The following is a 14,270-nucleotide window of genomic DNA, read 5'->3' as shown; positions in this document are numbered from 1 at the left end:
CGACTATAGGGAGACGATTCTGAATCGCGCGGACTGTTTTCGACCTTTTCGCGCCGTGGTGCGCCAGAAGCAGAGCGCGTATAAATGAAAACACCCCCAGATCGAAACGGATCGGGGGGTGTTTTGTGGTCTAGAAAACCATGGCCGCTTAGGGCGTGGGTTCAGGCTCCATCCCGCCATCGTCATTGCGCGGTTTGCGCGATTTGGTTTTTGGGATCGCGGTGATCGAGGCACCGCCCCCCGTGCCTGTGTCATCCCCATCATTGCCGCGGTTCAAAGGTTCGCCCGCGATGACACGGGTGATCTCAGAGCCCGTGAGGGTTTCATATTCAAGCAGACCTTGTGCCAAACGCTCAAGATCATCGCGCTTTTCGGTCAAGATGCGCTTGGCGGTCTCATAGCCTTGATCCACCAATTCCTTGACCTTGTCGTCAATGATCTTTTGCGTTGCCGCCGAATGGTTCGTGCCGCCGCCATAAGAGCCCAAATAAGATTGTTGCTCATTGGCGTAATCGACATAGCCTAGCTCTTCGGCATAGCCAAACTGCGTGACCATGGCGCGTGCAATGCGGCTGACCTGTTGAATGTCAGAGGCGGCCCCAGAGGTGACGTTCTCTTTGCCAAATACCAACTCCTCAGCCACACGGCCCCCCATCGCCATTGCGATTTTCGAGGTGTATTTTGTGTAGCTGACGGACAGTTGATCGCGCTCAGGCAGGGAAAGAACCAAACCCAAGGCACGACCGCGCGGGATGATTGTCGCTTTGTGAATTGGATCGTGCTGCGGCACGTTCAATCCAACCACCGCGTGGCCCGCTTCGTGATAGGCGGTGAGGCGTTTTTCATCCTCAGTCATCACCATTGAGCGACGTTCAGCCCCCATCATCACCTTGTCTTTGGCATTCTCGAAATCTTCCATCGTGACAAAGCGGCGATTGACGCGGGCCGCCATCAAAGCGGCCTCATTCACCAAATTGGCCAGATCAGCGCCCGAAAAGCCTGGCGTGCCCCGTGCGATGATTCGCAGATCGACATTCGGGCCTAGAGGCACTTTGCGCGCATGAACGCCCAAGATTTTTTCACGGCCTTTGATGTCTGGGTTGGGCACCTGCACCTGCCGGTCGAAACGACCAGGACGCAGAAGGGCAGGGTCAAGAACATCGGGGCGGTTGGTCGCCGCAACGATGATAATACCTTCGTTGGCCTCAAAGCCGTCCATCTCAACCAGAAGCTGGTTCAGGGTTTGCTCGCGTTCATCATTGCCGCCACCATAGCCAACACCGCGCGAGCGCCCGACCGCGTCAATCTCGTCAATAAAGACGATACAAGGCGCGTTCTTTTTGGCCTGCTCAAACATATCGCGCACGCGGCTTGCGCCGACACCCACGAACATCTCGACAAAGTCGGAGCCAGAGATGGTAAAGAAGGGCACACCCGCCTCGCCAGCGATGGCGCGTGCAAGCAAGGTCTTACCCGTTCCAGGAGGGCCGACAAGCAGCGCACCCTTGGGGATCTTGCCGCCAAGCTTGCTGAATTTCTGCGGATTTCTTAGGAATTCAACGATTTCTTCCAATTCTTCCTTGGCTTCATCGATCCCTGCAACATCGTCAAAGGTGACGCGGCCATGCTTTTCGGTCAGCAGTTTCGCCTTGGATTTTCCAAAACCCATAGCCCCGCCACGACCGCCGCCCTGCATGCGATTCATGAAGAAAATCCAGATCCCGATGAGAACCAGAACGGGCAGCCACAGTGTCACGATGGACATAAATCCTGACTGCTCCTGTGGGCGAACCTCGACCCGCACGCCTTGGTCAATCAAGGCGGTGGCGATGTCACTGTCCGCAGGACGGGTGGTTTCAAATGTGCCCTCGGAGGTGGTGAACTGCACCGCTTCGCCATCTATCGTTGCCGTGCTCACCGAGCCTTGTTCGACTTGAGAGATGAAATCAGAGTAAGCCACTGATCGGGCATTGACCGATGACTGGTTGCCGCTGAACAGATTGAACAGCGCAAGGATCAACAAAAACAAAACGACCCAAAAGGCGATATTACGAGCATTGCCCAAGAGAATTCTCCTCGCTTTCGCGGCAGCCGCGCCACATGCGCGCTTGCGTTCCCTCTAAGATAAGGAAGCTTTGGCTGACTTCAATGCGATAATATGGATCGGTGGAACTCTGCCGATGGATCATATTGCGGCGCGCATAGTCCCTCGCGCGCCAAATAGGGCACGGCGACCAAGGCTTGCCCCGCCCAAAGCGCGGGATAAGACTGAAACGCGGTCTTTGGCAAACCCTTTGGCAGCTCAAGCGCAGCAAGGCTTTGCGCGCCCAAGGGGCGTATCACCGCCTCGCCCAAACGGCGCCCTTTGATGCGCCACCGCCCATCCCACGCAGACGCCCCATCTGCAGGGCATTCATAATCGGCCACTGCGCGCAATTCACGCACCAAGATCAGCGCATCATCTTGTACAAAACTTTGCACCCCTTGAAGCGTTGCCCCGCGCCCCGCATATGCGGCTTCTGCCAAGGCCTCTAGGCTGCTGAGGCGGGGCCTGTAGGGGGCTTGGGTCAAGCACCCAACCCCATGTGCCAAGAGGCGCAATTGGGTTTCTTCTTCAATTCGTTCAAGGCGCGTCAGGTCAAACCGCAGAATGCCTGGATAGGGTTCGGTGACAACATCGCGTGCCACATCCGCCGCGCGCGCCCAAAGTGCAACGCTGGCGCGGGCCATGTGGTCTGCCGTGCGCGTGAGGGTGTCAACATCAAGACCAATTTTGGCCAGATCGCGCATCGCCTTGCGCGTGCGCACGCGCAGATAATCTTCGTTATCGTTTGAGGGGTCATCTACCCACCCCATCCCGCGCGCTTGCAGGGCCGCACGCAGGTCAGCGCGGGACGCCCAAAGGATTGGGCGAATAACAGGGGCAGCCCCTGCCGCATCTGCGGCCTTATGAGAGAGCGGCAGGGCTTTCATAGCTGACAACCCCTCAACGCCCGATCCGCGCGATAGGCGCATCAAAAAGGTTTCGGCCTGATCATCACGGGTATGGCCCACAAGGATCGCGCCAATTTCAGGCCGTTTGCGTCTGCGCCATTCTTGAACAAGACTATAGCGCGCAGCGCGCGCGGCTGCCTGTAGGTTGCCCACGCCATCCCATTTCCATTGCAAGGTGACGTGATCAACTCCAAGATCATGGGCGATTTTCGCTACCCCTTCCGCCTCAGCGGCGCTTTCGGGGCGCAATCCATGATCCACAGTAATCGCAATTAGCGTCACGGGGCCATTGTCAGGGTCTTGGCGCATCTCTGCGGCCCAATCATGGGCCAACATCATTAAGGCAAGGCTATCGCTGCCACCTGAAACCATGATGGCCAAAACTGACGGTAAAGGCGCGGGGCATAGCCGCGCCATCTCACTATGAAATTTATCGCTCAGACTCAATTGCACGCAAGCGCTGCACGCGTTGCTTCGGCAGTCGCAATTTCGCTGCGTGCCTCTGGATAGCGCGTAGCGACCTCTGACAGCGTGATACAGGCTTCCTCGATTTGGCCCACTTCGCCTAAGGATTGCCCAAGGCGGGCCAAGGCCGCAGGCGCGCGTGGGCCATCGGGGCTGCCTGAGAAACTGTCAAGAAAGGCGCGGGCTGCACGGCTCCACGCCCCTTGCTGGACTTCGGCCTCACCTCGCAGGAAATGCGCTTCGCCCGATAATGGGCCGCCCGGATAAGTTTCTGCGAAGCGGCTAAAGGCTTGCGCGGCCTCTGCCCAATTGCCTGCATCATAGGCCGCAAGGGCGCGGTCAAAATCTGATTGTTCTGCAACGGCCAATTGCGGGCCATCATTGGCCTCGCCAGTGCTTGGCGCGGGCGCAAGGGTGCTGCCTTGGCCCAAGGGCGTGCCTGTGTCCCCATTGGGGGCAACACCGCCCAAGGACGGCGTGTCACCCAGCGTTGCGATATCGCAATCAGGTTCCAATTCACAAAGGCGGAATTCCAGATCACCAATGCGGTTGGTGCCGTCACCCACAATCGCCTCGATGCGCAATTGCAGCGTTTCGGTTGCGGCGGTCATACGGCGCAATTCCGTCTCAATGGCATCAAGCCGCGAAAGCGGGTTCGCCGTTCCAGCGGGCAGGCTTGGCCCGCCCGTTGTTGAGAGCTCAAGCCTGAGGCGCTGTATCTCGAAATAAAGCACCGATAGCTCTTGTCGAATATCGGCAAGGCTTTGGGCTTGGTCAGTTTGGGCAAAGGCCGTATGGGGGGGCATGCCGCCCCCAAGGCCAATGACCATAACCCCGCAGATCAGCGCCTGCTTGAGCATATCGCTTAGACCCCCGCACCTGCGGCAATCACCGTCACCGCGCGGCGGTTGCGGCTATAGCACGCTTCGTTGGAGCAAATCTCAATTGGGCGCTCTTTACCATAAGAGATGGTCGACAGACGATTCGGGGCTACCCCACGGCTGATCAGATATTCCTGTGCCGATGCCGCGCGGCGCGCGCCAAGCGCAAGGTTATACTCGCGCGTGCCTTGTTCATCCGCGTGACCCTCGATAATCGCGGTGTAGTTTGGATTGCTCAACAGCCAGTTCGCCTGTTGGTCTAGGGTCGCAATTCCCTCAGCCGAAAGGTTCGATTGATCCACCGCAAAGAACACGCGGTCACCAATGGTTTGGTTGAAATATTCGGGGCTTGCAGGGTCGTAATTCCCGCCTGCGCCCGCGCCATATTGGCCACTTGCGCCATTGCCGCCAAGCCCTGCTTGCGAACAGGCTGCAAGACCAAGCATCGCAACCATCAAAGTTGATTTTACCAAAAGTTTCATCGTTTACATTCCTAAGACAGGGGGTAGGTCATTCCACCCCGATTGTGGGCACCGCTTTGGCCCTGTGTAACATGTCCAAAGCGCATTGTGAATCGGGCATAATGATTTGGCCAATCACGTGCGGTTTATTGCAACAGCGGCGACCAAGCGGGATCGGACGCCATTCCCGGTGTCGCGACACGCTGAAGGTTGCGACCCGAAATATCGACCGAATAAAGCGCGGGCGCGCCATTTGTGCCTGCAGTTTCGCGGGTGAACATAACCACGCGCCCATTCGGCGCCCAAGTTGGCCCTTCATCAAGGAAAGACGCTGTCAAAAGGCGCTCTTCGCTGCCATCAATACGCATGACGCCGATATGGAACCGCCCTGCCTCTTGTTTGGTGAAGGCGATATAGTCGCCGCGCGGGCTCCAGACGGGGGTGCCATAACGACCGCTGCCGCGGCTGATACGCTGCGCAGGGCCACCCGTGGCAGACATGATGTAAAGCTGCTGGTTGCCAGAGCGGTCGCTTTCAAACACGACTTGGCTGCCATCTGGTGAAAAGCTTGGAGCCGTTTCAATTGAAGGCGCTTCGGTCAAACGTGTCTGCATGCCCGTGACCAAATCAAGCACATAAATATCGCTATTTCCGCCACGCTCGACCGAAAACACAACGCGCTGCCCGTCAGGGGAATAGCGCGGGGCAAAGGTCATGGTTCCAGGAAGATCGGCCAAAGGACGATGGGTCACGCTCGCAATATCCATCTGATAGATGCGCGGTGTGCCACTTTCATAGGATGTGTAGAGCAAGCTGCGCCCATCTGGCGAAAAGCGGGGCGCAAGAACAATTGCGCTGCTATCTGTTAGATATTGAACATTCGCGCCGTCATAATCCATCAGGGCCAGACGCTTAAGCCGCGCGTTTTTGGGCCCTTCCTCGTTGATGAGGGCCACGCGCGTGTCGAAATATCCGCTTTCGCCTGTGATGCGGCTATAGACTTGATCTGCCACCCGATGCGCCATGCGCCGCCATGTTTCGGGCGTTGCAACGAATTGCAGCCCATCCCCGAGCGGCAGTTGCGAGAACACATCAAAAAGCCGAAAGCGCACAACCATCTGCCCCTCTGGGGTGCGGCCCACCGAACCTGTGATCAGGGCTTGGGCATTGATGGCTTGCCAATCGGCAAATTGCACGGGGCTGTCAAAACTGGTGATTGTGGAAATATGGGCCTCGGCTGGGATTTCGCGAAACAGGCCTGTGCTACGCAGATCGGCGGCAATTACCCGCGTGATATCTTGGGCGGCATCGGCCATGTCGGGCGTATCTGCGATAAAGACAGGCAGGGCGAAGGGGAGCGGCTCAATCACACCTTCGGTGATTTCAATGCGCAAAGGCCCGCCTGCACCTTGGGCCCATGCGGGTAGGCTGCTTGCGCCAAGCGCAAGGCACAGCCCCAAGCCGCGAAAAACTGTAATCAACTGCGCCTTCATCTCAGCCTCATCTGTTCAGGGTTGAAGACCATCTCGATGGTTTGCCATTGGTCATATTTTTCTGAGGGCAGGTTAAACCCGTTTGCGCCACAGCGCAAAATCGCACGACGTCCTGCTTCAAATGCTTGGGAGACCGATGCATCCGAGCCACCAGAACTGTCGATCATTCGGATAGACCCCGCATCTGGCCGCCCATCTTGGCCCAAGGTGACCGAGATGGTGACAATTGTGCGCTGCGCCTCGGAGGATAGCGCGCCAACATTCCAACAGGCGCGCACATCTGCGATCAAACCATTCACCTCGCCGCTGCTGAGGGGCGGGCCAGAGGGGACGGAGGGTGTCGCAGGGGCGCTGACCGCATCTGCAACCGCGGCCGCAATCGCATCAGCGAGCGGGTCAGCAGGTTCAGGCGCGGGTTCAGGTTCAGGCTGCGGCTCTGGTTCGGGTGTTGGTTCGGGTGTGGGGCGCTGTGGCCGTGCGGTCGGCACAGGTGACGCAATCGGTGCAAGGCTTGCTGCGGGTGTTTCGGCCTCTGTTACGATCTGTGTCGTTGCGGCTTCGGGGGCTTGCGCCACCTCTTGTTCAACGGGTGTTTCACTCTGTGCATCAGGCTCAGGGGTTGCCTCAACAACAGTCGGCGCGATTTCGGCATCAGGCGGCGGTGCAGGCGCGGGTGTTGGTGCCACGCGCGGCGCAGCCTCAGGTGTTGGCGTGTCTGAAGGGGGCGCATTCTCCGCGCCCAAAGGGGGTGCGCTGATTTCTGGGGGCTGTGGTTGCACCTCGGGTTGCGGTGCAGGGTCTGGCGTTGGCTCTGGCGCAGGTTCGGGCGCAGGCGGCAGGCTCGCCGCTCGGGTGAGTTCTTCAAATTCAGCGGTTGAGATGATTTGAACGCCCGTCACCTGAAAATCGGTTTCCGTCTTGCGGTGAAACAAAATATCCCCAAACGCCACCCATAAGAGCAGCGCGATGTGCAGCCCAGCCGAGACATAAAGCTCCCGCCGCATCAAACTTACCCCTCAGGCCCGCTGCCCGCCGCGCCATCCAGCGCAGGCCCGCCCGCATCGGTCACAAGGCCGATTTCGCGAAAGCCGCCCGCATTCAGCGCGCCCATGATTTGCATCACTTGCTCATAGGAAATCGCGCCATCCGCGCGCAGGAAAATGCGCGTGCTGTCGCGCTCGCCTGCAATGGCCAACAGCCGCGTGACCAGTTCATCCCGCGAAACTTCGGTGGTTTGGATCATCACCCGCCCATCGGGCGCGATGGTTACAGTAAGCGGTTCTTCTTGCTCACTCGGCAGGGCTTCTGCAGCAGTGTCTGGCAGGTTAATCGGCACACCAACAGTCATCAACGGGGCGGCCACCATAAAGATGATTAAAAGGCATAACATCACGTCCACGAAGGGCGTGACGTTGATTTCGGACATGGCGCGGCTGCTGCCCGCCCGTCTGCGGCCGCGTCTGCGACCGCCGCCTGTTTTTTGCGCAACCGAGGCCCCCATCAGTCAAGCTGCCGTGACAAGAGGGTGGAAAACTCATCTGCAAAGCTCTCATAGCCTGCAATGATCCGATCTGAGTCGGACGACAGTTTGTTGTAGAAAATCACGGCAGGGATCGCGGCCAACAGGCCAAGACCCGTTGCAAGCAGGGCCTCAGCAATACCAGGCGCCACAACGGCAAGGGATGTGTTGCCAGAAATCGCGATTTCTTGGAAGGATCGCATGATCCCCCAAACTGTACCAAAGAGGCCAACAAATGGTGCCGTTGCGCCTGTTGTGGCAAGGAAGGTCAAGCCCGCGGTTAGGCGCTCTGCTTCGCGGGCAATCGCCACATCCATCGAGCGATCCACGCGTTGCTGCACACCAGGGATGAGCGCGCCATCGTCACGCAGCGAGTTGCGCCATTCGGCCATGCCCGCAACAAAAACACGTTCCGCGGCCGATTGCGGGCTTTCCGCAATTTGATCATAGAGCAAATCAAGCGGCTGACCCGACCAAAAAGCCGCGTCAAAATCCGCTGTGTTTTGCCTTGCGCGGCGATAAATCCGAAATTTGTTGATCGTGATCGCCCAGACCCAAACCGAGGCCACGATCAGTGCGATCATCACGGCCTGCACAATAAAGGATGCGCGGAAAAACAGCGCCATGAGGGTGAAATCAGCCTCTTGCGCCATGCTAAGCGTTGTAGCGTCCATGCCCGTTCTTTCTATTTGCCTCGATGCCCGACCTTGCCTTTTGAGCAAAGCACCCCCAAATCGGCGCCGTTCTTTTTGCGGCGCTCAGTATGGGGCCGCGTTCACCTATATCAGGTTCAAAATCACTTGGGAATGGGCGCGCGCTCAAGCCCGCATGATTGGCAAATCCTTGCTCTCAGGGCTTAGCAGAATTTCGACAGTATTTCGGGCGGCAGTTTCGCCACGCCGCCTTGACCATTGATGGTGGCGAGGGTGACCTTTGCGGCAAAGATCACGGTGCCTGCGCGCATGACATCTTGGCTCAATTCCAAGCGCACAGGGCTTGCGCGCAGAATTTTGGTTTCAACCACCAATTCATCATCGAATTTTGCGGGCGCGCGGTAATCAGCCTCAACGCGGCGCACGGCAAATACGATGTCTTGGGTGGCCTTTAGCGCCGCTTGATCAATGCCAAGGTCGCGCACCATCTCGCTGCGGGCGCGCTCAATGAATTTTAGGTAATTGGCATAATAGACGATCCCCGCCAGATCGGTATCTTCGTAATAAACACGGATGGGCCAGTGATGCGTCATGCTCAATTTCTATGCTCCAAGACAGCCACCCGTGCCACCATGCGTAGGCCATGCGTACTGTCTTGAGCGCAGACGGGCATCACAGGATCATAGCCTGCACGAATAATCGCGGCAATTTCAGGTTTCAGGCGCGCCGCGCCATCCGTCCCTGCGGCCAGTGGGGATTGCCCTAGAAAGGCTTGATCCGACCAAAGTAAAATCGTCTGCACCGCTTGTGACAGCGCGATGGTATCGGCGGGCAGACGCGATAAATCCGCATCCATGCGCACAAAAACAAAGGCCGCTTTGATGCCACCATCGGCATCAAACCGAAATGCGCGATATTGATTGGCGTCTACCGATTTGAGCCGCGTAATGATCTCGGCCAGATCAGGCAGCAGGCGATCCATATTGGGTGTGGTAAGAACTTCGTCCCAATCACGGATGAAAAACATCATGAAATTCGCGCCCAGTTCGGGATCTGTCTCGGCCATCTGGTGGCCGGCGAGTGCGACAACCGCCTCAAGCGCGCCCTTGACGATGGACACGGTCGCATCCTCAACCCCAAACACCACAGGGGCGATAGGCCGACCCCAACGGGCGAAGAGATAGCTGCCATCAGCGCGGGTGAAATAGGGTGTGACTGCATCTTGGGTCATAGGCCACGGGATTAGCGGCTTGGGGGCTGTGGTTCAATCCCCTAAGCTGATCTCTAGCGTGCCAGTTTGATCCGTTATCTCGCCAATAACCCATCCGTTGTGACCTGTGGCTTGAAGTCCCGCTTGCACCTCTGGCAGGGCTGTTTGGGGCAGGGCTGCCAAAAGCCCGCCTGCGGTTTGAGGATCAAATAACAGATCGGCGCGCGGGCCCGATGTTGTGCCCCGTAGTTGCCCCAAAAGATGCGCGCGGGTTTGCGGGTAGAGGGTCGATTGCACCCCCGCTGCCGCCAAATCAAGCGCGCTTTGATAGAGAGGAATTCGATCAAGCCAAATCTGCGCCCCCACGCCCGAGGCGCGGGCGATATTCATGATATGGCCTGCAAGGCCGAACCCCGTCACATCGGTCATGGCGCGCGCATGGGGGGCGAGAATATCCGCCACCGTCCCCTGCGGTGTCGTAAGCCCCTGATAAAGCCGCGCAATGTCGCGGCCCGTTGCCAATCCTTGCATCTCTGCCGCGAGAAGAACGCCTGTGCCAATGGGTTTGGTCAGGATCAGCGCATCCCCTGCTTGCGCCCCCGTAAGTCCGATTGCGCGATCTGCAACAAGACCTGTGACTGTGAACCCGATGCTCAGTTCCGCCCCCGCCGCACTATGGCCGCCGATAATATCGGCCCCTGCCGCTGACATCACCTCGGCGGCGGCTGACATGATTTCGGTTAACCAAGCACTTTGCAGCGCTTCTGATAAGGGGGGCAGGGTGATCATTGCCAAGGCCGATTGCGGGGCGGCCCCCATGGCCCAAATGTCGCCAAGTGCGTGAATGGCAGTGATTCGCGCCATCACTGCAGGGTCATTGCAAAACGCGCGCAGATGATCTGTGCTGATCACTTGGCGCGCGCCGCCCATATGTAGCACCGCCGCATCATCCCCCCGCCCAATCTCAATGTCTTTGCGGTGGGTTGGGGGTGGGGGCAGGGCGGCCTCAAGCGCGGCTTGGCCCAGTTTCGCGCCACAGCCGCCGCATTGCGGTTTTGGCCCCATGGCCTCGATTATGCCAAGCGCGTGGTCTTGCGGCGGTTGCGGTCGTGCCGCCATCTCAGGCAACTGCGTCAGCTGTTGCATGAACTTGCGATCAATTTGGTCTTTCCACGTCCACAGAAATGGAGAGGATGCAGCCACCCTTCCGCGCGTGGCAATGGCCCGCTTATCGCCCAAGGAAATCAGCTTGAGATAATGGCGTTGCGGCTGATAGGCGCGCAAACTGCGCCCTATCGCAGCCGCGCGCAGATTGTGAAAAAGGGGCTTTGCCGCGCGCACCGCATAAATGCCAGCCTTACTGCGGGGGGCATGATCAAAATGCGCGCAATCCCCTGTGGCGAAAATATCGGGGTCTGTCACGCTTCGCAGATCGGCGCCCACGCGGATGAACCCATCTTTAAGGGCAAGCCCTGTCTGAGCCAGCCACGGATGCGCCCGCGCGCCTGCCGCGCCAAGGATCAAATCAAAGGGCAGTGGGGGCTCATCTCGCAGATGGATCATTTGCGCGGTGATCTCGGTGATCTCAACGCCCTCGTGCAGGGTAATGTTTTGGGTGCGCAAGTCTTGTCGCAAAAGCCGTGCCGCGCGCGAAGGCAATTCTTGCAACGCTTTTGCGCTCTCAAATATCGTTACCTCGGGCTTGCTCCCTGTGGTGCGCAGGCGGTGCGCCACGGCCATGGCGACCTCAACCCCCGCAATTCCGCCGCCGATAAGGGCGATGCGCGCAGGATTGGGCGCTTGGGTTAGAAAGCCCTCCCATGCCGCTGCAAACCCCTCGAGAGGTTTGACGGGCAAAGCATGATCTGCAAAGCCTGCTAAGGCGGGCATATCAGTCGTGATGCCAATATCAATCGACATGATATCATAGGAAATAGACCTGCCCCCTGCGAGATGCAGGCGTTTTTCTGCTCGATCAATCCCAATGGCGGGGGCAAGGATGAGGCGAGCATTGGCGAAACGGGCAAGGCGAACCAGATCAATCTCGATTTCGTCTTGTTGGTAATGCCCTGCAATCGCACCGGGCAGCATCCCTGAATAGGCCGCCGTTGGGTTTGGCGAGACAAGGGTCAAGCGCGCACCCGCAAGTGGCTGCATCCCCCACATGCGCGCGACCAGCGCGTGACTATGTCCGCCCCCTACAAGCACAATCTCGCGGGTCACGGGCCAAGCGGTGGGGGTCATGATCCTTGACCCCTGAACGGATCATCTGGATACCCCACGCCTGTCAGGATTAATCCATCTGGCGGCGCGACAGGGCCGCAGGCGGCCCGATCACGCGCCTCGAGGCTGATGCGCACATCGTCAGGCGCCCATGATCCCGCGCCAACCCGCTCAAGCGTGCCGACAATCGAGCGCACTTGATTATGCAGGAACGAGCGCGCGCGCAGGTGAAATTGAAACTCGACCGCATCGCCGCGCGGGAAGGCCTCAATCCGTATCTCATCAAGGGTTTTGATGGGCGATTTTGCCTGACAGATAGAGGCACGGAAGGTTGTGAAATCATGCTTGCCGATCAAATGGCGTGCGGCTTCTTGCATGGCGGCAAGATCAAGGGGCTGCTTGACGGCCCATGCCTGCCCCAAATCAAGGGTCAAGGGCGCGCGGCGGTTGATCAGCCGATAGGTATAGCGCCGTTCAACTGCGGAAAACCGAGCGTGCCAATCCTCTGACACGGGCGCACAGGCCACAATCGCCACGGGCAAAGGTTTCAAATGATAATTCAGCGCCTCGGACAGGCGAAAGGGCTGCCATTCTTGGGCCATGTCGCATTGGGCAACCTGACCCGTGGCATGAACGCCCGCATCTGTGCGCCCTGCCGCAGCGATTGAAGGCACATCCGCCTCAAGCTGTGCAAGCGCAGCCTCAATCGCACCCTGTACCGAGGGTTGATCAGCCTGACGTTGCCACCCCGCAAAGGGGCGACCATCATATTCGACTTTGAGCGCATAACGGGCCATGGCTTTGGCTAACGGAAACGCGCGCGCCATGCAATTGCCCATAACCCCCTATCCATGGCGGCTTTGGCATCCTATCTTTGCGCAAGGCATCAGATGAGGGCAGGCCAAGCGTGATATCATCTTTGGGCGATATGCTGCGTGACAGCGTGGAGGGCACGGGCGAAGCATTGACGCGCGCCTTTTCAGACCCAAGCCTGCGCGCGGGGCTTGGCCCCCCGCATATTCGCCTTGATGCGGCGGCGGAATTTCTTTTGGCAGATCGTATGGGGTGAAAGTTTCAATTGCCAAGCCTAACCCTTCGGGCCTATGGCAAAGTCTATGAAGCTCGTGCCCCTTTCTGAAACCTCACATTTGCCGCGCTGGCAGCGCCCGCAGGTTCTTTTGTTCCTGATGGCTTTTGCGATGCCTGTGGCCTTTGCCACATGGTCTGCATTGCTCAATAATTTTGTGATTGAGGCGGCAGGGTTTGACGGGGCCGATATAGGATGGCTGCATTCAGTGCGCGAAATTCCTGGGTTTCTCGCGATTGGCGTGATCGCTTTATTGCTTGTGATCCGCGAGCAAAAATTGGCGCTTGTGTCCTTGGTTATGTTGGGTCTGGCCACGGCGCTGACCTCGCAATTCCCCTCCTTGGGGGGATTGTTGATTGTAACCCTGATCTCCTCCATCGGGTTCCATTATTACGAGACAGTCAACCAGTCGCTGCAATTGCAATGGATCGACAAAAAGCGCGCGCCACAGACCATTGGTTGGTTGATGTCGATGGGGTCTTTGGCCACGCTTTTGGCCTATGGGTTAATCGTGCTGACATGGCGTGCTTATGATTTGAGTTATGACTTGGTGTATGGCGTGGCAGGTGGCTTTACCGCCTTGGTTGCAGTGATTGCATTTTTCGCCTTCCCCCAATTCGAGGGCCCAACCCCGCAGAACCGCAAAATGATCCTGCGCCGCCGCTATTGGCTCTATTATGCGCTGCAATTCATGTCGGGCGCGCGGCGGCAGATTTTCGTGGTCTTTGCAGGCTTCATGATGGTCGAGCGCTATGGCTTTGCCGTGCATGAGATCACCGCGCTGTTCATGGTCACATTGGTCGCCAATATGATCGCAGCCCCGCTGTTGGGTCGTGCCGTTGCCTTTTTTGGGGAACGTGCGGCCTTAATGTTTGAATATGCGGGATTGTTCGTGATTTTCTTACTTTATGCGGGCCTCTATCATTTTGATTGGGGCGTGGGTATGGCGGCGGTGCTCTATGTCGGCAACCATATCTTTTTCGCGCTGGCCCTTGCCATCAAAACCTATTTTCAGAAAATCGCAGATCCCGCTGATATTGCTCCTACGGCCGCCGTGGCCTTTACCATCAACCATATCGCAGCGGTGTTCTTGCCTGCGATCTTGGGGTATATCTGGCTGACCTCGCCGATAGCGGTGTTCCTGCTTGCATCAGGGATGGCTGCCACATCTTTCGCCTTATCGCTTTTGGTGCCGCGTCATCCAGAGGCGGGGAATGAAACCTTACTTGCGCGGCGCGGTTTACCCGTGGCCGCGCCCATCACCACCGTGATCAAATAGGGTGC

14 protein-coding genes are annotated in these 14,270 nt (G+C 58.1%); 2 read left to right on the top strand and 12 right to left on the bottom strand.

The window, feature by feature from the left end:
• Positions 1–148: 148 nt before the first annotated feature.
• From ftsH to truA, 12 genes are all read right to left on the bottom strand, one after another.
• On the bottom strand, positions 149–2,065 hold the full coding sequence (gene ftsH, locus AAC632_RS01440) for an ATP-dependent zinc metalloprotease FtsH (protein ID WP_340298465.1): 1,917 nt from the start codon (positions 2,063–2,065) through the stop codon (positions 149–151).
• A gap of 80 nt (positions 2,066–2,145) precedes the next feature.
• Positions 2,146–3,447: a tRNA lysidine(34) synthetase TilS gene (tilS, locus tag AAC632_RS01435; protein WP_340299852.1), complete on the bottom strand. Its 1,302-nt coding sequence runs from the start codon at positions 3,445–3,447 to the stop codon at positions 2,146–2,148.
• Positions 3,438–4,319: a tol-pal system protein YbgF gene (ybgF, locus tag AAC632_RS01430; protein WP_340298469.1), complete on the bottom strand. Its 882-nt coding sequence runs from the start codon at positions 4,317–4,319 to the stop codon at positions 3,438–3,440. Before ybgF ends, tilS begins: the two co-directional genes overlap by 10 nt.
• A gap of 5 nt (positions 4,320–4,324) precedes the next feature.
• Positions 4,325–4,822, bottom strand: a complete 498-nt coding sequence (pal, locus tag AAC632_RS01425; protein WP_340298471.1) for a peptidoglycan-associated lipoprotein Pal — start codon at positions 4,820–4,822, stop codon at positions 4,325–4,327.
• Positions 4,823–4,947: 125 nt separating this feature from the next.
• On the bottom strand, positions 4,948–6,294 hold the full coding sequence (tolB, locus tag AAC632_RS01420) for a Tol-Pal system beta propeller repeat protein TolB (RefSeq protein ID WP_445322665.1): 1,347 nt from the start codon (positions 6,292–6,294) through the stop codon (positions 4,948–4,950).
• Positions 6,291–7,298 carry an energy transducer TonB gene (locus tag AAC632_RS01415; RefSeq protein WP_340298473.1) on the bottom strand — a complete coding sequence of 336 codons (1,008 nt, stop codon included), beginning with the start codon at positions 7,296–7,298 and terminating at the stop codon, positions 6,291–6,293. Before AAC632_RS01415 ends, tolB begins: the two co-directional genes overlap by 4 nt.
• Positions 7,299–7,303: 5 nt before the next feature.
• Positions 7,304–7,795, bottom strand: coding sequence for a protein TolR (tolR, locus tag AAC632_RS01410; RefSeq protein WP_340298474.1), 492 nt, complete (start codon positions 7,793–7,795; stop codon positions 7,304–7,306).
• Complete coding sequence (gene tolQ, locus AAC632_RS01405; RefSeq protein WP_317655619.1) at positions 7,795–8,487, bottom strand: protein TolQ; 693 nt, start codon at positions 8,485–8,487, stop codon at positions 7,795–7,797. Before tolQ ends, tolR begins: the two co-directional genes overlap by 1 nt.
• Before the next feature lie 182 nt (positions 8,488–8,669).
• Positions 8,670–9,059: a tol-pal system-associated acyl-CoA thioesterase gene (gene ybgC, locus AAC632_RS01400; RefSeq protein ID WP_340298475.1), complete on the bottom strand. Its 390-nt coding sequence runs from the start codon at positions 9,057–9,059 to the stop codon at positions 8,670–8,672.
• Positions 9,060–9,061: 2 nt separating this feature from the next.
• Positions 9,062–9,697, bottom strand: coding sequence for a hypothetical protein (locus tag AAC632_RS01395; RefSeq protein ID WP_340298477.1), 636 nt, complete (start codon positions 9,695–9,697; stop codon positions 9,062–9,064).
• A gap of 33 nt (positions 9,698–9,730) precedes the next feature.
• Positions 9,731–11,920 carry a selenide, water dikinase SelD gene (gene selD / locus AAC632_RS01390; protein ID WP_340298479.1) on the bottom strand — a complete coding sequence of 730 codons (2,190 nt, stop codon included), beginning with the start codon at positions 11,918–11,920 and terminating at the stop codon, positions 9,731–9,733.
• Entirely contained in the window at positions 11,917–12,696 is a 780-nt protein-coding gene (truA, locus tag AAC632_RS01385; protein WP_340298787.1) for a tRNA pseudouridine(38-40) synthase TruA, read from the bottom strand. The genes selD and truA overlap by 4 nt, the downstream gene beginning before the upstream one ends.
• 110 nt (positions 12,697–12,806) lie before the next feature.
• On the opposite strand from truA, the gene AAC632_RS01380 reads away from it, so the two are divergent.
• Positions 12,807–12,968 carry a hypothetical protein gene (locus AAC632_RS01380; RefSeq protein WP_340298481.1) on the top strand — a complete coding sequence of 54 codons (162 nt, stop codon included), beginning with the start codon at positions 12,807–12,809 and terminating at the stop codon, positions 12,966–12,968.
• A gap of 46 nt (positions 12,969–13,014) precedes the next feature.
• On the top strand, positions 13,015–14,265 hold the full coding sequence (locus AAC632_RS01375; protein ID WP_340254357.1) for an MFS transporter: 1,251 nt from the start codon (positions 13,015–13,017) through the stop codon (positions 14,263–14,265).
• Positions 14,266–14,270: the final 5 nt, after the last annotated feature.

The sequence above is a fragment of the Roseobacter sp. HKCC-CH-9351 genome (genome assembly GCF_037830295.1).
Classification (GTDB): Bacteria; Pseudomonadota; Alphaproteobacteria; order Rhodobacterales; family Rhodobacteraceae; genus M30B80.
Note: the sequence above shows the minus strand (reverse complement) of the source record. Positions and strands in the feature narration are given on the sequence as shown.

Bases quoted from the DNA above. Each gene is read 5' to 3' on its own strand.
- ybgF (WP_340298469.1), bottom strand. From the start codon at position 4,319: ATGCTCAAGCAGGCGCTGATCTGCGGGGTTATGGTCATTGGCCTTGGG.
- pal (WP_340298471.1), bottom strand. From the start codon at position 4,822: ATGAAACTTTTGGTAAAATCAACTTTGATGGTTGCGATGCTTGGTCTT.
- tolB (WP_445322665.1), bottom strand. From the start codon at position 6,294: ATGAAGGCGCAGTTGATTACAGTTTTTCGCGGCTTGGGGCTGTGCCTT.
- AAC632_RS01415 (WP_340298473.1), bottom strand. From the start codon at position 7,298: ATGCGGCGGGAGCTTTATGTCTCGGCTGGGCTGCACATCGCGCTGCTC.
- tolR (WP_340298474.1), bottom strand. From the start codon at position 7,795: ATGGGGGCCTCGGTTGCGCAAAAAACAGGCGGCGGTCGCAGACGCGGC.
- tolQ (WP_317655619.1), bottom strand. From the start codon at position 8,487: ATGGACGCTACAACGCTTAGCATGGCGCAAGAGGCTGATTTCACCCTC.
- ybgC (WP_340298475.1), bottom strand. From the start codon at position 9,059: ATGACGCATCACTGGCCCATCCGTGTTTATTACGAAGATACCGATCTG.
- AAC632_RS01395 (WP_340298477.1), bottom strand. From the start codon at position 9,697: ATGACCCAAGATGCAGTCACACCCTATTTCACCCGCGCTGATGGCAGC.
- selD (WP_340298479.1), bottom strand. From the start codon at position 11,920: ATGACCCCCACCGCTTGGCCCGTGACCCGCGAGATTGTGCTTGTAGGG.
- truA (WP_340298787.1), bottom strand. From the start codon at position 12,696: ATGGCCCGTTATGCGCTCAAAGTCGAATATGATGGTCGCCCCTTTGCG.
- AAC632_RS01375 (WP_340254357.1), top strand. From the start codon at position 13,015: ATGAAGCTCGTGCCCCTTTCTGAAACCTCACATTTGCCGCGCTGGCAG.